The sequence below is a fragment of the Exiguobacterium sp. Helios genome (assembly GCF_014524545.1).
Classification (GTDB): Bacteria; Bacillota; Bacilli; order Exiguobacteriales; family Exiguobacteriaceae; genus Exiguobacterium_A.
This window is the reverse complement of the sequence record NZ_CP053557.1, coordinates 1843644-1864873: the sequence shown is the minus strand read 5'-3', so window position 1 is coordinate 1864873 and position 21230 is coordinate 1843644. Positions and strand designations below refer to the sequence as shown.

Annotated in this window: 19 protein-coding genes and 1 riboswitch; of the genes, 7 read left to right on the top strand and 12 right to left on the bottom strand. The window is 50.4% G+C overall.

The window, feature by feature from the left end; all coding sequences use genetic code 11:
* Positions 1–107: 107 nt before the first annotated feature.
* Entirely contained in the window at positions 108–434 is a 327-nt protein-coding gene (locus HNY42_RS09825) for a hypothetical protein (RefSeq protein WP_131503730.1), read from the top strand.
* A gap of 224 nt (positions 435–658) precedes the next feature.
* Here HNY42_RS09825 and HNY42_RS09820 read toward each other — a convergent pair whose 3' ends face one another.
* From HNY42_RS09820 to HNY42_RS09765, 12 genes are all read right to left on the bottom strand, one after another.
* Positions 659–1633 (bottom strand): hypothetical protein, encoded by a 975-nt coding sequence (locus HNY42_RS09820; RefSeq protein ID WP_131972635.1) that lies wholly within the window; start codon positions 1631–1633, stop codon positions 659–661.
* Complete coding sequence (locus HNY42_RS09815; RefSeq protein ID WP_188004408.1) at positions 1630–2676, bottom strand: DUF58 domain-containing protein; 1047 nt, start codon at positions 2674–2676, stop codon at positions 1630–1632. Before HNY42_RS09815 ends, HNY42_RS09820 begins: the two co-directional genes overlap by 4 nt.
* 1 nt (position 2677) lies before the next feature.
* Positions 2678–3586, bottom strand: a complete 909-nt coding sequence (locus HNY42_RS09810; protein ID WP_188004407.1) for an AAA family ATPase — start codon at positions 3584–3586, stop codon at positions 2678–2680.
* A 150-nt stretch (positions 3587–3736) separates the two neighbouring features.
* Positions 3737–3952 (bottom strand): DUF3006 domain-containing protein, encoded by a 216-nt coding sequence (locus HNY42_RS09805; RefSeq protein WP_188004406.1) that lies wholly within the window; start codon positions 3950–3952, stop codon positions 3737–3739.
* A 15-nt stretch (positions 3953–3967) separates the two neighbouring features.
* Positions 3968–4840, bottom strand: a complete 873-nt coding sequence (locus HNY42_RS09800; RefSeq protein WP_188004405.1) for a ComEC/Rec2 family competence protein — start codon at positions 4838–4840, stop codon at positions 3968–3970.
* Between the two features lie 2 nt (positions 4841–4842).
* Entirely contained in the window at positions 4843–5394 is a 552-nt protein-coding gene (locus HNY42_RS09795; protein ID WP_188004404.1) for a histidine phosphatase family protein, read from the bottom strand.
* 71 nt (positions 5395–5465) lie between these two features.
* A complete protein-coding gene (locus tag HNY42_RS09790; RefSeq protein WP_188004403.1) occupies positions 5466–6260 on the bottom strand; it encodes a DUF3307 domain-containing protein in 795 nt (264 codons plus the stop codon).
* Positions 6257–6904, bottom strand: coding sequence for a hypothetical protein (locus tag HNY42_RS09785; protein ID WP_188004402.1), 648 nt, complete (start codon positions 6902–6904; stop codon positions 6257–6259). Before HNY42_RS09785 ends, HNY42_RS09790 begins: the two co-directional genes overlap by 4 nt.
* Positions 6905–7142: 238 nt before the next feature.
* Positions 7143–7613: an NUDIX domain-containing protein gene (locus HNY42_RS09780; RefSeq protein ID WP_233494529.1), complete on the bottom strand. Its 471-nt coding sequence runs from the start codon at positions 7611–7613 to the stop codon at positions 7143–7145.
* 330 nt (positions 7614–7943) lie between these two features.
* Positions 7944–10349, bottom strand: a complete 2406-nt coding sequence (parC, locus tag HNY42_RS09775; protein ID WP_188004401.1) for a DNA topoisomerase IV subunit A — start codon at positions 10347–10349, stop codon at positions 7944–7946.
* A gap of 1 nt (position 10350) precedes the next feature.
* Entirely contained in the window at positions 10351–12312 is a 1962-nt protein-coding gene (gene parE, locus HNY42_RS09770; RefSeq protein ID WP_131503739.1) for a DNA topoisomerase IV subunit B, read from the bottom strand.
* A gap of 167 nt (positions 12313–12479) precedes the next feature.
* Positions 12480–12881 carry a CoA-binding protein gene (locus tag HNY42_RS09765; RefSeq protein ID WP_131972640.1) on the bottom strand — a complete coding sequence of 134 codons (402 nt, stop codon included), beginning with the start codon at positions 12879–12881 and terminating at the stop codon, positions 12480–12482.
* Positions 12882–13305: 424 nt separating this feature from the next.
* On the opposite strand from HNY42_RS09765, the gene HNY42_RS09760 reads away from it, so the two are divergent.
* The 6 genes from HNY42_RS09760 (at position 13306) to HNY42_RS09735 (ending at position 21163) form a co-directional block, all read left to right on the top strand.
* The gene (locus HNY42_RS09760; protein ID WP_255508306.1) at positions 13306–14346 is read left to right on the top strand and encodes a tyrosine-type recombinase/integrase; all 1041 of its coding nucleotides are present in this window, start codon (positions 13306–13308) and stop codon (positions 14344–14346) included.
* 41 nt (positions 14347–14387) lie between these two features.
* The gene (locus HNY42_RS09755; protein ID WP_188004399.1) at positions 14388–17018 is read left to right on the top strand and encodes a DEAD/DEAH box helicase; all 2631 of its coding nucleotides are present in this window, start codon (positions 14388–14390) and stop codon (positions 17016–17018) included.
* 349 nt (positions 17019–17367) lie between these two features.
* The gene (locus tag HNY42_RS09750; protein ID WP_026828270.1) at positions 17368–18045 is read left to right on the top strand and encodes a 50S ribosomal protein L25/general stress protein Ctc; all 678 of its coding nucleotides are present in this window, start codon (positions 17368–17370) and stop codon (positions 18043–18045) included.
* 91 nt (positions 18046–18136) lie between these two features.
* Positions 18137–18235: riboswitch (TPP riboswitch) on the top strand.
* A gap of 105 nt (positions 18236–18340) precedes the next feature.
* Entirely contained in the window at positions 18341–18916 is a 576-nt protein-coding gene (locus HNY42_RS09745; protein WP_188004398.1) for an ECF transporter S component, read from the top strand.
* The gene (locus tag HNY42_RS09740) at positions 18913–20472 is read left to right on the top strand and encodes an ABC transporter ATP-binding protein (protein WP_255508305.1); all 1560 of its coding nucleotides are present in this window, start codon (positions 18913–18915) and stop codon (positions 20470–20472) included. The genes HNY42_RS09745 and HNY42_RS09740 overlap by 4 nt, the downstream gene beginning before the upstream one ends.
* A complete protein-coding gene (locus tag HNY42_RS09735; RefSeq protein ID WP_188004397.1) occupies positions 20438–21163 on the top strand; it encodes an energy-coupling factor transporter transmembrane component T family protein in 726 nt (241 codons plus the stop codon). The genes HNY42_RS09740 and HNY42_RS09735 overlap by 35 nt, the downstream gene beginning before the upstream one ends.
* Positions 21164–21230 lie beyond the last annotated feature (67 nt).

The following is a 21230-nucleotide window of genomic DNA, read 5'->3' as shown; positions in this document are numbered from 1 at the left end:
GAATGGGGCAGAAGATTTTTTTTGTCGTATATTCATATTTGAATATTTTTGAGCGTTTTTTCCGATTACCATTAAGGATATCTTATTTTTGTTACAGGAGGGGCATCATGCAACATATGGAAAAACCACGGATGGGAAGCGTTATTGCGGGCGTGTCATACCTCTTTTTCATCTGTCTGTCGTACACGTCTTGGTATTTATTATCGATTTTTGCATTTAATCTTCTTTTCAGTACAGAGCTCTTAATGTCAATGGATCTTGTGGTCTTCGGCTTTAGTCCTTTATTCGCATTAGGCATCACGATGTTTTCGCTGAAAGTGCTGAAACGGCATGCACAGCCGAAATTCGGACCTTACATATTGGTAATCTACAGTATCTCGACCAGTGTCTTGATTTATTACTCCGTCGTCTACTCGATATTGCCGCGAATCTGACGATGCTTGCATGGTGCGGTCTTTTGGAATATGCTACGGATAGAGTATTAGCATGTTTTGGAGGAGGGGATACGATGAATACACAGTATATCCTGGACTGGATGCCACTCGTGCTTCCGGTTGCTGCCATCGTCTTTATTGTCATCATCGCGCGTAAAGCGTCTAAAATTGATTCTAAATAACCAAAAGAAGGTGTTCCGGTATCGGAGCACCTTCTTTTTGATTTAACGTTCGATTTGTTCCCGGACATACTTTCGGAACAGTTGGAGATCGTACGCCGGTTCACTGCGACTGAATTCAATCCCGTCGAGAAGGTGTGCGTGGGCCACGGCTTCCGGAAACTCGATCCGCGTTAACCATTCGACGGTCGTTTCCTCGTGACGGCGCGGGAATGCCTGTTCGAGTTGTGAAGCGATTTTCAGAAGCGGGTGCTGGCTATGCTTTTTAATCGGTGCCGGTTGCTTCGCCCCCGTCATCCGGACGACGGGTTCGGCTTCCGTGGAAACGACCTGTCGTTTCCGAATCAAATAGAAGGTGATCCCGACAGCGAGAATCGCCAAGACAATCCCTGCCGTGTTCAGATAAAACAGCGTAGCGGAACTCATACTTGCGGCCTTCAGACTCTCTTGCGGGGCGATGTTTGATAAATCCGTCGCATTCGCTCCCGTCTTTTGATCAATCTGTTCCGCGAGCGGTAACGTCCAGGTAAAGAGAGAGCCGAATGCCTCAAGTGCAGGACGGGTCAGGTTTGCGACAGAACCAAACAGCGCTTCTTTGAGCAACCGGATCACGGTAACGAGGACAAGGCTGATCCCGAGAAACAGCGAGACAGCTGTGGTGATCCGGCGCCATTCTACGAGATGCTGTCTTAAGAAGGGGATTGCCCATAACAGACCAAGCAGCAGATAGGCGCCAAGCGGCGGTGAAAGGCCCGGGAATAACAGAAACAGTCCGGTCAGCCCCGTCGCACTGATGGCAAATTTATACGGCTGATCGACAGTCTCGAGCCATGTCCCGAGAGCAATGGCAAGCAACAACAGTATACTGATTAGCGGAGAAATCAAAAGAAACGAGACTGCCGCGACCAGTTGCAGGCCAATCCGGATGTTGCGTGCCGGGATGGCTACAAGCAGCGGGAACATCAAAATAATGAGCGGTGCCTGCAGGAGACTGATGACGAGAATCCACCAGAGAATCATGCGCTCACCCCCTTGTGCCGGTGTCCAAGATGAATTTCCGCAGTCGTCGAGGGGACGGTCCGTTGAAGACGTTTCGTGAAATAGCGGCGTTCGAGCGGTAAATCATATTCTGAAATCCGGGCGAGACACTCCATCGTCCGTAAAAATTGGTCTTTTCCTTTTCCCGAGGGAACGTGATACCACTGCCCATCCCGGTTGACCATTGAAATCCAGAGACTGTACGAGGCGCCTTGTTTTTCAAGTTCTCGGATAATCGTCGCCGCCCGCGAAAGTAACTTTTCAAAATCACCGCGTAAGGCTAAACCGTCCGTGGACAGCCCATCAATGATGACGGCATAATCATGATTGCGCATCCGGTCATACTGATAGGAATACAGTTCGCCCGTCTTGGCGTAAGCAGACCAATAGATCGTCTTCGCATCACCTGCGTAAGGGACGACGGAGTGAAAGCTCGACCGATCCGTGAACGGACTCGACCGGTCAATCGTCTCGCCCGGAATCTGGCGTTCGTTCCATTCGACCGAAGCCGGTGCAAAATCCGGGAAGACATGCCCGAGTTGTTGAATCGGCAACGTCAAGTAGAGCGTCATCAGATGGAACGGGTCGGAAATCATGATATCAAACGACTGAATCCGGATCGTGCCCCGTTTGGCTGCTATGACGTCAATTTGAAACGGGACGCTGGCCTGACGCGGAACAAAGACATGTTGACGCCAAAACTGGCTGCTCGCGTCCTCGATCCGGACTTGTTCTCCGAGAAGACCGGATACCGTCACTTTACCAAGGGAAAACCGTGTCGGATTATGGATTTCAAACGGGATGAGTAGCGTATCGTCCCGGAAGGCGCGGACGGTTTCGACGAGCCGGACGTTCAGACGTGCTCCGAGGTACTCGAGGTACTTTGGTAAGAGGTAACCATATAATGTGTACGCGACGAGCAGTGTCGCAATCAGGAGAGAGCCGTACAGCGTACAGATGCCGGCAGTGACGGCAATCCAAAATAAAATCATCGGGTGAAAGGACTTCGGTGTAATCAATTGCATGTTACACCTCGGTCGGAACAGTCAATGACTCCAAAATCTGCTGGACTAAGCGACCGTTCGTCATCTTCAATGTCGCTTCAAGTGTCAGGACAAGCCGGTGGGCAAGCAGCGGCGTTGCGAGTTGCTTAATGTCTTCCGGGGTAATGTACGTCCGGTCGTGCATCCAGGCCCGTGCTCGTGCGGCTTGCAGGAGTGCCAAGGTAGCACGGGGACTCGGACCGATTTCCACGTCACGGTGCGCCCGTAAGGCATCACAGACGTCGAGCAGGTAATCTTCGACGGCATCTTCAATCGTGATCGCCTGGACTTCCTGTTTCCAGGTATTCAGTTGCTCAAGCGGCAATTGGAATGTATTCGGTTGTAAGTGAGCTCCCTGCAACAAGGCTTTTTCGACCCGGCGATCAAGCGGAGCAAACGATAGCTTAAACAAAAAGCGGTCGAGTTGTGCATGGGGGAGGGGAAACGTTCCCTGACCGTCAAACGGGTTTTGGGTCGCGATGACTAAAAAGTGTTGCGGTAACGTATAAGAGGTATCTCCGATCGTGACCTGTGCTTCACCCATCGCTTCGAGCAGGGCGGACTGTGTCCGCGGCGTCGTCCGGTTAATTTCGTCGACAAGGACGATATTGGCGAACAGCGGACCAATCCGTTGTTCGAATGAACCGGTCAATGGATTAAACAATTCCATCCCAAGCAGATCGGTCGGTAACGTATCCGCGGTACATTGGACGCGGGAAAACTTGGCATCCAGTGTATTGGCCAGTGATTTGGCCAGTGTCGTCTTACCGGTACCCGGCCGGTCCTCAAGCAAAATGTGACCTTCCGACAACAGGCCGATCAGCAGATGATCTATGACATGTTCTTGTCCGAGGACTGCTTGCTTTAAGTTCGTTCGTAATTGTTGGAACATGGATAAATCCCCCTTTTTATTTCGTATTCTTAAAGTTTACGAAAATTCAGATAAAACTGCCAGTGATTTAAGTCTGTTTTCCAGATTTAGTGGTTTTACTAGGAGAGAAACAAAAAAATCCTTGACCCGGGACAGGTCAAGGAGCGGCATTTAGTCTTCAAACAGTTCATCCATTAAGCCGTCAATTTCCTGGCGGCGGTTATTCGTTTCGTCCCGGAGAATCCGGATCGAACGACCGTGCCATTCGAGCCAGTCGCCGATCGTTGCGGCACGGGGCAGACGAGAACGGGGGACTTGAACCGTTTCACGGCTCTCCGTCTCACAAATCGCCTGATCCCCTTCAAATTCCGTGACGGTCATTTTCATCGTGAATCCTCTCCTTTACTCAGGGCGTAAGTCGGTCCGGCTTTTGACTTGAATCGTCTCCCCGTCTGACGTGTACTGAACGGTTCCCATCCGGTCCGTCCGGTCGACCTGGATGCTTTCCGCCGCGAGCGCATTCATGACGGTCGGACGCGGATGACCGTAAGCATTGCCTTCACCGGCTGAAATCAAGGCGCGGGAAGGGTGGACTGCTTGTAAAAAGGGAATCGAGGACGAGGTATCCGCACCATGATGCCCGACTTTTAATACATCAGCTTTTAAATCCATTCCAGATTCGAGCAAATCCTGTTCCGTCCGAATCGGAGCGTCTCCCATGAAGAGAAAGGTATTATTGCCATAAACGAGTTGCAGAACTGTACTCCAGCTATTTAAATCACGTGTGCCGTCGCGGAGCGGGGCGAGTAAGTTCAGTTTTACTTCGTCACTCGGAATCGAGACACCGGCCTTAGCCGTTTTAATGGTGATTCCTTGCCGTTTGACGGCGAGTAAAAAGTCCCGATATGTTTCCGTCGTGTGGTTGACGCGTGGTGCGTAGACTTGATCAACAGGTAGGGCATCGAGAATCGTATCGAGCCCGCCGATATGATCTGCGTCCGGATGTGTCGCGATGATGGCCGTTAAGCTTGTGATGCCCAGGTTTTTCAGATAGCGGACGACATCGTCCCCTTTCCCGTTGTTCCCACCATCAATCAAAATCGTTTCGTTTTTCGTCTGAATCAATGTACTGTCACCCTGACCGACATCAAAGCCGTAGACGTGAATGACGGAACCTGATTCCGGACGATCACCAGGTGACGGTTCGTCGTCGCGTGTCATATAAAAGACGACAATCAGACACAAGGCAAGAAACAGAACGGAACCCCATTTCATGTCTATCCCTCCCGTTTCTCAAACAGATACAATATGCCGTTACGCGGATGACCGAAGCGGGGACCGACATACCCCCGTTTTTTTAATGCAGACCGCATCAGAATCATCATCCCGCCGTGTCCGACGAGCAGGACCCGGTCATGTTCTTGTTGTTCAAACGTCAACTGGTTTAAGAGAACCGTAATCCGCTCGTTGGCATCCTTGATTTCCGCTTGAATCCGCTTGCTGAAGGGGGCGACAAGTCGTCCGATCAACGCCCAAGCGAGAAACGGGAGGCGGATCCGCGAGCGAATGGTCGGGAACGGGACTTCCCGTAACAGGTCCGTTATGATAATGTCGTTTCCATATACACTTTTCGCCGTCTGAACGGCACGCGGCATACTGCTGGCGTAACAAATCGTCCAGTCGATGTTTCCGAGTTCAACCGGCTGGACATCGATGGTCGAGACGTCATAACGTTCGATCCAGGCCTCGATATCGGCTGCGCTGATCCAGCCTTTGGTCGGGTAACCCTCCGTTACCCGGTGGTGTCTGACTAATCCAATCTGTTTCATATGTTTGTGACGGTCGCTTGCATCAAGAAACCGTCCACCTCTCTTTCCATCTCTCTATCGTCTTGCTGTCGTTACAGGGCAAGGCGGATCGCCATGCCGCACAGCAAGGCACCGAGAATGCTCAGTAAACTGCCGATGATATAATATTCCGCAAAACGGCGGTCGTCAAACTGTTTAAAACGGGCCAATGCCTTTAAGGCAATGATGAATCCAATGGCGCCCGTTGCATTGACTGCCACCAAAGAGACGATGATGGCCCGTTCGACGAGTCCGATGTAACGGCCGACGCCGTTGATTTCCGTCGTATAACTGCGTGCGGAATCCTCGACTTCATGCGTGACGGACCGTTTCAGACCGTCCAGTTGCTCTTTTCGTGTGACCTTCCGCTCAAAATGCGATTCAATCAAGCGGGGCGCAAAGGGGGCAAGCAGCGGGGCAATCCCGCGTCCGATTAACTCCGTTGCAATCAAGCCCCAAACGCTGATCCATAGGATCTGATTTGGTAACGTAAACGATGCCGGCCAAGCGACAGGGGTGAAAAAGAGGACGATACCGGTCAGAATCCCGATATGGAGCAATTGATCGATCCAAAAGGCAAGTGCCGGAGGCAACAGTCGTTTTAAGGGCGAACCGTCCAGCAAGGCATGTGTGACGATGATCCCGCCGCCGATCATCCAGGCCGTCTGACCAGTCACGTCATTCATCTGGTAAAAAAATCCGAGGACGGCGGCTGTGCCGATGCTATGTATCGTTATATGTTCGAGTAATACCCGAAACGTGCGTTGTTTCAACTTCGCCATCCGTTGACTCTGGAACGGGAAGTCCGCCAGCAGGTGGATGAGAAGCAGGCTTAACAGCAAAGTCATCCGATCGCCTCCCAGACCTGTAACTGTTTTAAGGCATCGATCAATGTCTGTTCGAGACGTTTACGTTGTTTACGTTGGGAACGGGCGACAAGTTTCGCAACATTCATCCGGGCATCTTTTTCGTGAAAGCCCATCTTCAAACCGATTTCTTCGTAAGTAGCGTCCGGATGCTGATCCATCAGCCGGTGCAATTCGATTTGCCGGTCCGTTTTACCGAAATAAGCGGGATACAGCATCTCGATATAACCGTTCAGCAGGGCGGTCGGCAAATAAGGCGGTCCGGCAAAGGAAATCCGGTTTGCGGTCTGTTTTGCCGCTTCCTGGGCCTCAAAAGCGAAAATGATGGCACTTCCGTTGGCTTCATCGGCATGAGTCGTCGATAACGTCTCATATTGACCGAATCCGATTCCGATATAGCCGTTTAACGGTTGATTCAACAGCATTAACATGAGCGGATAACTGACGGCATATTCGTTGAATACGCCAAGCAGACTGTCACCGGACTTGATTTGAAACGGTACGAGTGCTGCCGGAAATGCTTGGTTCAGCTGATCGGCCAACTGATGCAGATCGGTTAACAGTTGTTCTTTACTGGAATACGCACGGGAATTTTGAATATCAAATGAAACTGCAACAGCTTGCATACAGATCCTCCTTGTTACCGAATATGCGGTTACTTATCATTTGTTACCGGTTAAAGGGTAACAATAGACTTGTTACTGTATTTAGAGTAACAGGGAAGCGTAAAAAAACAAAGACTGATTCAAATCTTTTTTTATTTTTTCTTTAAGTTAACATAACATATATTATCAATAGTTGATAATTATTGTCTCATAATTAAGGTAAACTCAATATAGTGAGACAAAACAAAAAAACACGGGATTAACCGTGTTTCCGACAATCGTAATGATGTGTCCGTTCCAAGCGGCTCATTAAACGATCCAAGAAAATATGATGCCGGCGTTCGAGTTGCGTGATTCGTTCAAGCGGTAACCAGGCGAAATGGAAAAAATCACCGCAATCTTGACCGTCACCAGCAACACAATGCGTCCATCTGTTTTCCTGACATTCGATATGAGCATGATAGAAATACGTGTAATGCACCCGCATGCGTTCCGGATAACGCATTTCTTCTTCACCTACGTACTGGACGGTCGCGAGCGATAAACCGCTTTCCTCGAGTGTTTCCCGAACTGCCGCTTCCTTGGCGATTTCGGCATCTTCGATTGTGCCGGCAGGAATTTGCCAATCACTGTCTGGAGCAGATTGCGGATGAAAAACAAGTAGTTCCCATCCCTCTGGTTGCTCCCGTGTGATATAGATTGCTACTTTTTCGCGTCTTCTGAATTTCATCGTCATCACCTCTCCAGTTGGCAGATGGCACAAAAGCAGCCGAGGAACATGTCCGTAGCTGCTTGATGAAACGAATCCTATAAGCTAAAGCTCCGAACTGCCCGCTCCACATACTTCGTGGTAATCTTGCCTGACCATTTTCTTTTATTGTAGCGGTTATTGGCGGTCGTTTCAATTTGTAAACGGGCGATTTGCCGATAATTCGAAGAAAAGTCTGATAAAGCGGTCAAAACAGGCGTCAGAAAGCTAGAAACGAACGGGAAACAGCGACTTTACGCCATATTTCATAAAAAAAGACACCCCTCTATCAAAATGAGGGGCATCTGACCATCAAACAGTATACCAATCGAGAAGCGGACCGAATTTTTCTTCATCATAGGCAAACGAACCGTTCGATAACCGGTCGAGGAAGGACAACGATTGGACTTGAATTGTCTTTTCCTGCTCTTTTCCGATCAAAGTCAGCTCTTTTGCTTGTGTGACGTCGATCAATGCCGCGACCTGATGCGGTTTTGATTTTAAATCACGTAACAGTTGTGTACCGCGCAAGGCGCGGTTCGAGACCTGGAACTGATCCGCAAGGCGCATCTTCTTCAAGGCACCACGTTGTGTCAACAGGACGATATTCGGTGCTTGTTTGAAGCCGATCGCACCGGCCACGACATCCTGATCACGAAGATTGATCGCTTTCACACCCGCTGCCCGGACACCGACGACCGGGACATCATCTTCCGTGAACCAGAGACCGAATCCATGCTGGGTCGTTAAGAACAATTGCTCTTGTCCGGTAGAAACCTTGGCATACAGGACTTCGTCATCCGCTCGTAAACGGACACCCTGCAATGGTTTTGATTTCCGCTGAGCATTGTAGTCGCTCAATTTCGAGCGTTTGACCATCCCTTGGCGGGTCACGAACAGACAGTGTGAGTTCTCGTCAAACGTCCGGACGAGGTCGACCGATAAAATCCGGTCGCCGGGATCAAGCGGCACGAGATTGGCGACGTGTTGTCCGCCGTCTTTCCATTTCGTATCCGGCAACTGATGGACCGGAATCAAGAGATAATTCCCCTGAACGGTCCAGACGATGACATGATCCGTCGTCATCGCTTGTCCTTGATACAGCAGGCGATCCTGCTCTTTCATCTCCGGCAAATCGTTGGTCGCTCCGAAAGAACGCATCGAAGAGCGCTTGATATAGCCGTTTTTCGAGACGAAAACCATTGTTTCCTCGACCGCGATCATGACTTCCGTCTTCAGTTTCAATTCTTCGACTTCCGCTTCAACCGTCGAACGCCGGTTATCCGCAACCTGCTCTTTTAAGACCGTCAATTCCTTGATGATCAATCGGTTCCTCGTTTTTTCGTCGTTTAGAATCTTCTCAAGACGGGTGATTTCTTTTTCGAGTTTTGCCGCTTCGTCCTGTAATTCGACGATATCGGTGTTCGTTAACCGGTACAACTGAAGCATGACGACCGCTTCTGCCTGGCGGTCCGTGAAACTGAACCGTTCAACCAGCTTGTCTTTCGCTTCCGATTTGTTAGATGCAGACCGAATCAACGCGAGTGTTTCATCGAGGACCGAAATCGCCGTCATCAAGGCTGAAACGACCTCCTGGCGGCGTTTCGCCTGCTCGAGATCAAACGACGTCCGACGGATGACAACATCCTTGACGTGGCTGAGGTAAGCATCAAGCAGGGCAAGAACGCCCATCTGACGCGGTGTCCGCTCGTGAATCGCGACCATGTTGTAGTTATAGGCAACTTGCAGATCGGTCTGCTTCAAGTAGAAGTGAAGCACCCCTTCTGCGTCCGCTTCTTTTTTCAGCTCGATGACGACACGAAGACCGTCGCGGTCCGTCTCGTCGCGGACTTCCGCTACCCCTTCGACTTTGCGGTCGAGACGGAGTTCTTCCATCCGTTTGACGAGGTTTGCCTTATTGACTTCATACGGGAGTTCCGTAATCAGAATCTGTTGGCGTCCGCCGCGTAACGTCTCAATCGTTGCCCGCGAGCGGATGATGACTTTGCCGCGTCCGGTTTCGAACGCTTTTTTGATCCCGTCAAGCCCTTGGACGACTCCGCCGGTCGGGAAATCAGGGCCTTGCATGTGGGTCAATAAATCATCGACGGTATGAACCGTTCCGGAAATTCGGCCGATTGCGGCATCAAGGACTTCACCGGCATGGTGCGGCGGGATTTCCGTCGCATAACCTGCTGAAATTCCAGTCGATCCGTTCATTAATAAGTTTGGCAACAATGACGGCAGAACGAGCGGTTCTTCGGTCGTATCATCAAAATTCAATGTATAGTCAACCGTCTGTTTGTTGATGCCGTCGAGAATCAGGCTCGAAACTTTCGACAAACGGGCTTCTGTATACCGCATTGCTGCCGCACTGTCGCCGTCAATCGAACCGTTATTCCCTTGCATGTCAATTAACGGATAACGCAGTTTCCACTCCTGACTCAGGCGGACCATCGCTTCATAGACCGACGAATCGCCGTGTGGGTGATAGTTACCGATGACGACGCCGACCGTTTTCGCGGATTTCCGGTAAGCGCGGTCGAACAGGTTACCTTCCGTATGCATCGCGTACAAGATACGGCGTTGAACCGGTTTTAATCCATCACGTGCGTCCGGTAAAGCCCGGTCCTGGATGATATATTTCGAATAACGACCGAACCGGTCCCCGACGACTTGCTCAAGGGACAGGTTCAAAATGTTTTGCAGGTTAGACATATCAGTTCACACTCTCTTTCGTCACGTGTTCATTTTCAATGATCGAGAGGTCTTCCGTCAGTCCGAACGCTACATTGTCTTCAATCCAGCTCCGGCGGTGTCCGACATTGTCGCCCATCAGCACGGAAACTCGTTTCTCGGCGACAGCGGCATCATCGATCGTGACGCGGATCAATGTCCGGGTCTCGGGATCCATCGTCGTTTCCCATAATTGCGGAGCGTTCATCTCCCCCAGTCCTTTATAACGCTGGATCATATAGCCTTTACCGAACTTTTTCGTTGTTTTCGCCAGGGTTTCTTCATCCCAGACGTATTCAAACTTCTCAGACTTGCCCTTCCCTTTCGAGACGCGGTAGAGCGGTGGCAAGGCGACGAAGACTTTCCCGGCATCAATCAACGGGCGCATGTAGCGGAAGAAGAAGGTCAACAGCAAGACTTGAATATGCGCGCCATCGGTATCGGCATCGGTCATGATGATGACTTTGTCGAAGTTACAGTCCGATAAATCGAAGTCTGCCCCGACGCCGCTGCCGATCGCGTGGATAATCATATTGATTTCTTCGTTTTTCATGATATCCGCAAGTTTGGCTTTTTCCGTGTTCAGGACTTTCCCGCGTAACGGTAAAATCGCCTGGAACGTCCGGTTACGGCCTTGTTTGGCTGAACCGCCGGCTGAATCTCCTTCGACGAGGAACAATTCATTTTTCTCCGCGTTTTTCGACGCGGCAGGTGTCAGTTTCCCGTTCAGGATGCTCGAACGTTTCTTTTTCTTGCCATTGCGGGCTTCTTCGCGGGCTTTACGCGCTGCTTCCCGGGCCTGAGCGGCGCGGATCGCTTTTTTGATCAGGAGGGTCGCCGTTTGCGGGTTTTCCTCAAGATACGTCGATAAACGGCGCGTGATGACGGCGTCACAGCTTGTCCGGGCTTCCGGAGAACCGAGTTTTGATTTCGTCTGTCCTTCGAATTGCAGGAATTCTTCCGGAATCCGGATCGACACGATCATCGTCAGCCCTTCACGGATATCATTCCCGTCTAAATTCTTGTCTTTTTCTTTGAGCAGCGTGTTTTTACGAGCATACTCGTTCATCACCCGTGTCATCGCCGTTTTAGCGCCGACCTCGTGGGTTCCACCGTCGCGTGTCCGGACGTTGTTGACGAACGACAGGACGTTTTCCGAATAGGCATCCGTGAACTGGAAAGCGATATCGACCTCGATGTCATTTTCCGTACCTTCAAAGGCGACTGTCGGATGTAACGTATCTTTGTCGTCGTTCAAATAGCCGACAAATTCGCTGACTCCGTCTTCATATTGGAACGTGTCCGCTTTTTCCGACCGTTCGTCGGTCAGTGTGATTTTCAGACCTTTCAGCAGGAAGGCCGATTCACGTAGGCGTTCCGCTAACGTATCGTAATTGTATGTCAACGTGCTGAAGATTTTTCCGTCCGGCTTGAAATAGACGCTTGTTCCTTTTTGGCGCGTCGTGCCTGTCTCAAGCAACGTCGTTTTCGGAATTCCCCCGTCTTCGAACGTTTGCTCAAACTGTTTCCCGTCGCGATAAATCGTGACTTTTAACTGCGTCGACAGGGCGTTGACAACAGATGCCCCGACACCGTGCAGTCCGCCCGATGTTTTATAACCGCCTTGACCAAATTTTCCACCGGCATGAAGCACCGTGAAGATGACTTCTGCCGTCGGTTTGCCGGAAGCATGCATCCCGGTCGGCATACCGCGTCCATGGTCACGGACCGTAATTGCATTATCTTTATGGATGATGACATCGATCTGTTCCCCGAATCCGGCCAGTGCCTCATCAATTGCGTTATCGACGATCTCATACACCAAATGGTGGAGTCCGCGATGATCGGTCGAACCGATATACATACCCGGGCGTTTCCGGACTGCTTCGAGTCCTTCTAATACCTGTATGGCATCATCATTATAATTGTTTAAATCTGTCGCCATGTTTTTCACCTCAAATAGAAAAACGTCGAATATTCCAAACGTTCGTTCGTTTTTCTAGTAGTCTGTATCTAATTGTAGGCATCTTCTTGCTATCTGACAAGGATAATCTAGAAAACAAGAAAAAAAGACACCTACTGTCAAGGAGTAGATGTCTTGCTGAATCACGATCACAAGTACTGGTGTTCAATTTTAATGCAACGGTTTTCGATGTACGGAATCCCGGCCCCAAGGGCTAAACTTTCCGCTTCGACACTCGATAATCCGAGCTGATTCCAAATCATGCCGACGTCACCGTGAGCGACGGCATCCTTCGCAGCGTCCGCCAAAAACTCCGAGCGACGGAAAACATCGACGATATCGATATGGCCCGGGATGCTGGCGACACTCGGATACACTTTCTGACCATTCCATTCATTTAAGGTTGGATTGACCGGAATGACTTCGTACCCGTGTTGGACGAGATAATCGGCAATCCAGTTCGCCGTTTTTCCGGAATCGCTTGATACCCCGACAACGGCGATCCGTTTTGCTTCTTTTAACAACTGACGTGCTTGTTGATCTGAAATCATGTTATTTCCCCCTTATGTTAAATACAAGATAGTCTTAGTCTATATACCCGATTCAATTTGGATTAAGCCTTTCAACTGGAGGGAGGAACGTGTTCGAAGTGTGAGAATCAAAAACGGTCTGTACGAAAACGAGATGACCAACTACCCGTCGGACTGGATTTCGATGCAACTGAGAGCGAAATGATTTTTTGTGAAAAATAGTCTGTTTAATTGTTTACATAATATAATTATTGTATTAATTTGCTTACAAAGTGATGAAAATCTAATTTGCATCGAGTCGAACCGTTACCTGTCTTTGGTGATTTCGATGCAACTGAGCGCTCCCTGTCTGACAATTTAACGTTGCGTGAAATAACTATTTCACGCAAACTAGTGTACCAACTACCAACGTTTGGTATAGTAGTGACAGAGAGGGGATAGAATGATGAGTTTGTTTAAAAACCTGGGAAAAACCGTGAAAACGGCCCCCCTTCCCGCCCATACGATCGATCTTCCGGGATATGTCCGGATGCCGGATTTCATCCGGTTTTACATCGACCATTTGGCGTCGAAAAATTTCTCGAAGGCGACGATGCGGCGGTATGTGTATGATTTTGATTCATTTTTTCAGTTTGTCGCGGAAGCGTCGGGTGAAGCGATTCGAGCACGTGATATCACGCAGGAAGCGTTTCTTGAAATTGACGGATCCGGGATTGCCGCTTATGCGGAATACTTAGCCTTAACAAAGCAAAATGCCCCAAGTGTCATCAACCGGAAGCTGTCAGCACTGCAGTCCTTGTTCCGGCATTTGATCGATATCGGGGTCCTGTCGGAAAACCCGGTCGCAAAAATCAATCGTCCGAAACAGGCAAAACGGGATCCGGTTTACTTAACGAAACGGGAATGGGATGAGTTAATCCAACTGTTGCCGTCGAATATCGAGATGAATGCCCGGGAAGCGGCACATTATGAACGGGATCGCGTCCGGGATATCACGTTGTTCCAGGTGCTCGGTTACAGTGGCATGCGGCTCAGTGAAATGACGCAATTGACCTGGAGTGCCATTGATTTTCACGAAGGAACGATTCGGGTCATCGGGAAAGGCAACAAGGAACGGGTCATTCCGCTTGCGAAGCCGGTCCGGGTCGCCTTACGGAAATACGCCGCACACTATAGTCTAACGATGCGGGGGCCGGATCCGATTTTCCAAAAGCAAGGCAAAGCGCTCAGTCCCCGGGCTGTTCAACATATTTTAAAACGGCACGTTGACCGGTTGCGCCCCGTGTTGCCGTTTTTGGAGCGAAAACAGATCACACCCCATAAATTACGGCACACGTTTGCGACGCGCCTGGCGACAGGCGGGATCGATGTCTTGACGATTCAACAATTACTTGGCCACGAATCGGTCGCAACGACACAGGTCTACGCCCATATCGGTGATCAGGAGAAAAAACGGGCGATCGAATTATTTGATGGTGAACGATAATTGTATTATGTCACCTGAGTGTCACTGAAAGGAGAACTTGGATGAATTATGGCTTAAGTGAACGGAAAATCAAACAAATGTCGGATACCTATGCCTTTCGTCGCGGGAAACGTTACGTTGCTGCCAAAAAAGTTACATTACGGAACTACCAATCCGGTGATTTGCTCGTCGAAGCCGCTGTTCACGGTGAATCTGTCTTCACTGTCACCGTCCGCGTCAAGGAACACGGCGTGGATGCCGGTTGCAACTGTCCGTCGCTGGCAATGGATCAATCGTTTTGCGGGCATATCGTCGCCGTGTTGTTAGCGATGCATCATGTGCAAGTCTACGGCACACCTGCCGGAAACCAATCGTTGATCCGTCCGTTTGCGACGACGCGCCAGACAGAAGACGCAGCAGTGACGGCTTATTTGCAAACATTAAGCAAAACGGAACGGGCAAAAATCAGGTTTGATGTCAACGGTTCGGCGATTGTGATGGAAAGTATCACAGCCCAACAACGTTTTACGATCAGTTCCGCTTATTTTGACCGCCTTTTGCATACGCGTGACCGTTTACGGAATTTGGCCGACGTCTGGCTCAGTCCCTCGCTCAAACAACGGCTCGTCAGCGGTCCGCCGTTAGTCGAACTGGCGCTCGACCGCGAGCAAGGTGGGCTTGAACTGCTCGTGACGTTTAGCTATCAGGGGGTTCGGATCAATCCGTTACAGGAGACGGATTGGCTCGGGCGCGATGTATCGCTTGAAGGATCCGTCCTCCGCTACGTGACAGAGAGTGGTTTCTTGGAGCGGGACGGTCGCTATCGGTTAGAAGAAGAGGAAGCGGAATATCAGTTTTTGAAAGGTTTGCTCGACCCCCGTGTCGTTTACGGCAAACTCATCGTCCAAGTGACGGAGAGTATCCGCCAATCCTTACCGAACGGACCGTTTCATCCACGGATCGATGTCGAGACGACGGACCGCTTGGATTGGTTGACGTTCCGCTTTTCTATGGATGGAATCCCGGAAATGGAACTGAAACAGGTCTTGCAGTCGCTTGTCACCCGGAAAACGTATCACCGGTTAAAGAACGGTCAGTTTGTCTCGTTTGAGACCCGGGCATTTGAACAGTTACAACGCGTTTTTCGGCAACTTGAAGCAGCAGAGCAGGACCAACTTGAAGCGGTTTTGCGCGCGCCGGCTCTGCCGAACCTTAAACACCTGGTCGGTGCCTCCTTCTTGCATATCCATAAACAATTGACGGAACGGTGGCTCGAGCTGAAAAACGGAACCGGTGTCTACCTGAACTTCCCGGAAGTACTCGATCGGCATTTGTATCCGTACCAGCGGGCAGGCATCCAGTTCATGGCGAATCTTGCCGGACATGACGGGCACGGCATTTTAGCGGACGAGATGGGACTCGGTAAGACGATTCAGGCGATTGGTTATCTCGAGACGCTTCCTTCGGGTCGAATGTTGATTGTCGCCCCGGCTTCCCTGCTCCATAACTGGCAGGCGGAACTTACACGGTTTGCGCCGTCAAGAACCGTTCATCTGTTGAACGGAGCACGGAAACAACGGTTGGATCAAATCGAGACAGTACCAGCGGACGGAATTTTTCTGATTTCCTACCCGTCGTTACGGGCCGACATGGAGGCACACCAGACCGTCGAATACGACGTCGTAATTTTCGATGAGGCACAACATCTGAAGAATCCAGCGTCACAAACCGCTGTCCGCTTGCGCCGTATTCGGGCGAAACATCGGTTTGCCTTGACCGGAACACCGCTTGAAAACCGGACCGATGATCTCTGGTCGATTTTCCGGGTCATCTTCCCCTCCTTGCTGCCGGACTTACAGACGTTTCAAACATGGTCGCATGACGAGATCAAACGATTCATCCGACCGTTTCTGATGCGCCGGACCAAAGGCGAGGTGTTGCAGGATTTACCGAAGAAGCGGATTGTTCACCATTATACAGACCTCGGTCCGACGCAGAAAAAACTTTATGCTTCCTACTTGGCGAAACTGCAACTGGAAACGTTACAGCATCTCGACGAAACGAAGCGTGAAGACCGGATTAAGCTGCTCGCCGGTTTGACCCGCTTACGGCAGATTTGCTGTGATCCGGCGTTGTTTATTGATGGATATACCGGTGAATCGACGAAACTGGAACGATTGTTGACGTTAATCGAAGAAAAACTGGCAACGGGACACCGGCTGTTGATTTTTTCCCAGTATACGAAGATGCTCGGACACATCCGGGAACGACTGGCAGCACGACAACTTGCCCACCTTCTACTAACCGGTGAGACACCGGTTGAAAACCGGGTCGCACTGTGTGACCGTTTTAATGCCGGTGAAGTCGATGTCTTCCTGATTTCCTTGAAAGCCGGCGGGACCGGTCTGAATCTGGCGACGGCAGATACCGTCATTTTATACGACAGCTGGTGGAATCCGGCCGTCGAGCAGCAAGCGGCTGACCGGGCCCATCGATTGGGACAACAGTCACCGGTCGAAGTGATCAAGTTATTGATGATCGGGACGATCGAGGAAAAGATGGCGGAATTACAAGATCGAAAAGCGACGATGATTGATGCCGTCTTATCGGATCAGAAACCGGATATTTTAACGATTCGTGAACTCGTCCGTCTGCTTGATTCCCCCTCTTTTATCGATTCATCAGGTGATTAACCATACAAATCAAAGAAAATCTTAAAAAAATGAAAGACCTTCAATCCGTTGTCTATCAACAGGTTTGAAGGTCTTTCGACAATCAAATTCAGAAAAAAGGTTTTAACTTTTGAAAGACAGGGGTATATCTACATTAGCACCGTACAACACGGTCGCTTTTCAATTATTGTTTCTCAATATCAGCGTAATGACCTGGGAGAGAAATGCTACTTACTCACTTCGTTTTTCATTTCTGAATGAAATCCAGTTGAACTAGCATTTAGCGCATGAATTTCTGTTGGAACCTATTGTTCCACTCCTACATTCATTACCTTTTGAGGGCTATACCAAATTCAAGGGGGAAATGAACATGTCAGTAACATTAAAAGTAGAAGAACGCGAAGTACGCCCACGCTCACTTAGAAAGCAATTACGTCATGAAGGAAAAGCTCTTGGTGTCGTGTATGGCTACAAAGTGGAAAGCACACCGATTTCATTCGACGAAAAAGAATTGGTCAAGGTTGTCCGTGATCACGGCGAAAACGTCTTAGTTGCTCTTCAAATCGGCGGTAAAAAGGTCAACACGTTGATCAACAAGCTCGATATGGATATCTTTACACCAACCATCAAACACGTTGAATTCATCGCTGTTAAAATGGATGAAGAAACAGAAGTCGAAACGGATATCGTCCTCGTCGGCGAAGCAGCCGGTGCGAAACTTGGCGGATTCCTTTCACAAACACTCTTTAAAGTAACAGTTGCCGCAACACCAGATAAATTACCGGAACGCATCGAAGTCGACGTGACGGATCTTGCAATCGGAGATTCAATCACAGTAGCTGATCTTCCGGAAGAAAAAGATTTCCGTGTCGTCACAGAAGGTGACATCCAAGTCGCAGCGGTCGTTGAATCGACACTTGAAGCTGAACTTGAAGAAATCGAAGAAGCAGAAGCTGAGGCACAAGCAGCTGATGCGGATACAGCGACAGACGATTCAGAACAAACTTCTGAAGAGCAAGCTGAAGAAAACAAAGAAGATAAAGAGTAATCTTTTCTCTCCTCCCCTCGTGGGAGGTTTTTTTATGCATATTGACAAGTCCGGTCGACAGCCGTACAGTGAAGAAGGTACACATCATTAACACATCCACTAGGGGAGCCATTTGGCTGAGACGATTCACTTCGGACCCTTTGAACCTGATCTAGTTCATACTAGCGTAGGAAAGTGGAGCGGAATCCTCGTGCTCTTTTTCTGCATCTTGCAGGTTACACGACCGCTCTCTTTTCATAGAGGGCGGTCTTTTTTGTGGTTTCTTTGTGGGTGTGCATTCAAAGGAGAAGTGATTATGAACAGTTGGAAAATGAAAGAAATCATCGTCATGATGATGCTCGCCGTCGCGTGTGGTGTCCTCTACTTAGGGTGGTCGACGTTATGGTTACCAATCTCGGCCATCTTCGGACCGGTCGGATCAAACTGGATGTTCGGCATCTGGGTCATCGCCAGTCCCCTTGTCGCCTACATCATTCAAAAACCAGGCGCGGCATTGATTGCGGAAGTCGTCGCCGCTGCCGTCGAATTGTTTACAGGGAGTCACTTCGGCTTATCGGCACTGTTGATTGGATTCGCACAGGGGATCGGGGCCGAGATTGCCTTTGCCGTGTTCGGATACCGGAAATTCAATACGTTTACCTTGATGTTGTCCGGTGTCTTCGCTGCCGTCGGAAGTATGGTCTACAGCCTCATCGTGAACGGATTTGCCTACTATACGACGACGACTCTCCTGTTGACGTTTTCCTTACAACTTGTCAGCGGTGCTCTGCTCGGCGGCTTACTCGCAAAAATCATCGTCGATGCGCTCGTTAAGGCAGGGACACTGAATGGGTATGCGATCGGACGACAACGAAAGCAACGTGCCGTATGATGCAGTGCGAGCACCTGACAGTCCGCTATCCGGATCAGGATCACCCGGTCTTACAGGATTTGTCGGTTACGATTGATAAAGGAGAAACGACGTTGCTCGTCGGTCCAAGCGGCAGTGGAAAGACGACCTTTTTACATGTCCTCGCCGGTCTGTTGCCGGAGACGATTGAAGCCGATGTCAGCGGTCACTGGTTGACCGAGGGAACGGTCGGGATGTTATTCCAACAGCCGGACGATCAGTTTTGCATGCAGACGGTCGGTGCCGAAATGGCCTTTAGTCTGGAAAACCGAAGCATCTCCCGATTTGAAATGGATGAGCGGATTAAAGGTGTCTTGGCACGGGTCGGACTTGACCTCGCCTTGACGACGCCGATTGCCGAGCTGTCCGGCGGGATGAAACAACGGCTTGCTCTAGCCTGTGTATTGGCACTCGAACCGGACATCCTGTTGCTCGACGAACCGACGGCGCAACTTGATCCGCATGGTCAACGTTTGATGATGGAGCTGATTGAGGAATTGCACCACGATCCGAACGTGACGCTGGTGCTGATTGAACACCAACTGGAGCAGTGTGTGACGTTTGCGGACCGGGTGCTGGTCTTTCAAACCGGACGGATCCGTCTTGACGGACCGCCGCGGGATATTTTTTCAGAACGCCGGACCGTTTTGACTGAACTCGGGATTGCGACACCGCGCCTTTACCCGTATACATTCGAAACGATACCGGCCGAGGTCGCGGCAGAATGGGCACTCGATCGTCCCCCTGTCCGCGAACCCGTTTCAACCGAACCGACATTTGAACTTGTTGACGTGACCGTCCGGCACGGAAAGCAGACGGTTCTCCAGCGGATCTCGCTGACCGCCCACGCCGGAGAATGGATCATGCTTGTCGGACGCAATGGAGCCGGCAAAAGTACCCTGCTCGAAACGCTGGCCAAACTGTTACCGGCGCAAGGCGGAACGATTCAGTTGTTTCAGACAGCGTTGAAGAAATGGCGGGACCGGACATTTTACCGGCAGGTCGGCTTTGTGTTTCAGCAACCTGAGTTTCAGTTTCTCAAACAGACGGTTCTTGACGAACTGACGATCAGTTGTACCTCACCGTCGTCCGGTCAGATGGATGATGCCTTACAGTACTATCGCTTGGCGGACGTCGCGGGTCAGTCGCCGCTCGCACTCAGTCTTGGTCAAAAACGGCGTTTGAGCGTCGCGACAATGCTGCTTGAGCGAAAAGCTGTCTTGTTGCTGGACGAGCCGACTTTCGGACAGGATGCCGAGACGACGGCACAACTGATTGAAGTCTTGCGGCAAGCCCGTGCAGCCGGGACGACGCTCATCATGGTGACGCATGATATGGAGCTGGTGTACCAACAGGCAGACCGGGTGCTCGTCCTCGGTTCGGGAAACATTCAATTTGACGGTTCACCGGAGGAATTGTTTCAGGAAACCAAGATTTTACACGACAATCAGCTGATTCGTCCGGTGTCCTATCAGTATCAGCAACAAAAGGAGGGGATCCGTCATGCAGGAAAACCACTCATGGCTCGCTCAAATTAATCCTTCCGTCAAACTGGCGACCCTGGTCTATGTCATGCTGTTGCTGATTTCGACATCCCGTTTAGAAGTGACGTTTGCACTGCTCATCCTTTCCGCCGTCGGCGTATGTTGCTCCGGCTGGCAGCTGTCAACGCTTCTCATTCGTCTCGTCCCTTATGGTGTGTTGTTTCTGTTGACGTTTTGGATGATGGCCGCGTTCGGAAAAGGTGAAACGGAATTGTGGGCATTCGGCTGGTTCCGGATCACGGAAGAGAGTCTTGCACATGCCTGGTTGGTCGCGACGCGGATGCTCGCCTTCGTCCTGTTGAGTGTAACGTTCGTTGCAACAACGGACGCGACACGGTTCGTCATGAGTCTGATTCATCAATGTCGTCTGCCGGTTCGCCTGGCCTATGGATTTTTAGCCGGTCTCCGCTTCATTCCGATCTTTCGGCAGTCGATTCGAACGATCCGTCAAGCGCGTCGTGTCCGGCAACAACGGTCACTTTGGCCGTGGCAAACGTTTTTTGACATCAGTCTGCCGTTGTTTACGACCAGTATCCTCCGCTCGGAACAGATTGCGATTGCGATGGAAGCCCGTCAGTTTCGGGTCAATCGGACCTATTATGTCGAGCCGGTCGTAACACGAGGGGATCTTGCCTTTCTGTTGATGACCGTCACGCTCGCGACGTCACTTCGCCTGGTGGTTTGACAGCGGACGATTACGCGGCACTACTTGGGGGAATAAACAGGATAGATACAGTGAATCCAAAAAAGTG

Excerpts from the sequence above, each read along its gene's own strand:
- HNY42_RS09825 (WP_131503730.1), top strand. The coding sequence starts at position 108 with ATGCAACATATGGAAAAACCACGGATGGGAAGCGTTATTGCGGGCGTG.
- HNY42_RS09820 (WP_131972635.1), bottom strand. The coding sequence starts at position 1,633 with ATGATTCTCTGGTGGATTCTCGTCATCAGTCTCCTGCAGGCACCGCTC.
- HNY42_RS09815 (WP_188004408.1), bottom strand. The coding sequence starts at position 2,676 with ATGCAATTGATTACACCGAAGTCCTTTCACCCGATGATTTTATTTTGG.
- HNY42_RS09810 (WP_188004407.1), bottom strand. The coding sequence starts at position 3,586 with ATGTTCCAACAATTACGAACGAACTTAAAGCAAGCAGTCCTCGGACAA.
- HNY42_RS09805 (WP_188004406.1), bottom strand. The coding sequence starts at position 3,952 with ATGAAAATGACCGTCACGGAATTTGAAGGGGATCAGGCGATTTGTGAG.
- HNY42_RS09800 (WP_188004405.1), bottom strand. The coding sequence starts at position 4,840 with ATGAAATGGGGTTCCGTTCTGTTTCTTGCCTTGTGTCTGATTGTCGTC.
- HNY42_RS09795 (WP_188004404.1), bottom strand. The coding sequence starts at position 5,394 with ATGAAACAGATTGGATTAGTCAGACACCACCGGGTAACGGAGGGTTAC.
- HNY42_RS09790 (WP_188004403.1), bottom strand. The coding sequence starts at position 6,260 with ATGACTTTGCTGTTAAGCCTGCTTCTCATCCACCTGCTGGCGGACTTC.
- HNY42_RS09785 (WP_188004402.1), bottom strand. The coding sequence starts at position 6,904 with ATGCAAGCTGTTGCAGTTTCATTTGATATTCAAAATTCCCGTGCGTAT.
- HNY42_RS09780 (WP_233494529.1), bottom strand. The coding sequence starts at position 7,613 with ATGAAATTCAGAAGACGCGAAAAAGTAGCAATCTATATCACACGGGAG.
- parC (WP_188004401.1), bottom strand. The coding sequence starts at position 10,349 with ATGTCTAACCTGCAAAACATTTTGAACCTGTCCCTTGAGCAAGTCGTC.
- parE (WP_131503739.1), bottom strand. The coding sequence starts at position 12,312 with ATGGCGACAGATTTAAACAATTATAATGATGATGCCATACAGGTATTA.
- HNY42_RS09765 (WP_131972640.1), bottom strand. The coding sequence starts at position 12,881 with ATGATTTCAGATCAACAAGCACGTCAGTTGTTAAAAGAAGCAAAACGG.
- HNY42_RS09760 (WP_255508306.1), top strand. The coding sequence starts at position 13,306 with ATGAGTTTGTTTAAAAACCTGGGAAAAACCGTGAAAACGGCCCCCCTT.
- HNY42_RS09755 (WP_188004399.1), top strand. The coding sequence starts at position 14,388 with ATGAATTATGGCTTAAGTGAACGGAAAATCAAACAAATGTCGGATACC.
- HNY42_RS09750 (WP_026828270.1), top strand. The coding sequence starts at position 17,368 with ATGTCAGTAACATTAAAAGTAGAAGAACGCGAAGTACGCCCACGCTCA.
- HNY42_RS09745 (WP_188004398.1), top strand. The coding sequence starts at position 18,341 with ATGAACAGTTGGAAAATGAAAGAAATCATCGTCATGATGATGCTCGCC.
- HNY42_RS09740 (WP_255508305.1), top strand. The coding sequence starts at position 18,913 with ATGATGCAGTGCGAGCACCTGACAGTCCGCTATCCGGATCAGGATCAC.
- HNY42_RS09735 (WP_188004397.1), top strand. The coding sequence starts at position 20,438 with ATGCAGGAAAACCACTCATGGCTCGCTCAAATTAATCCTTCCGTCAAA.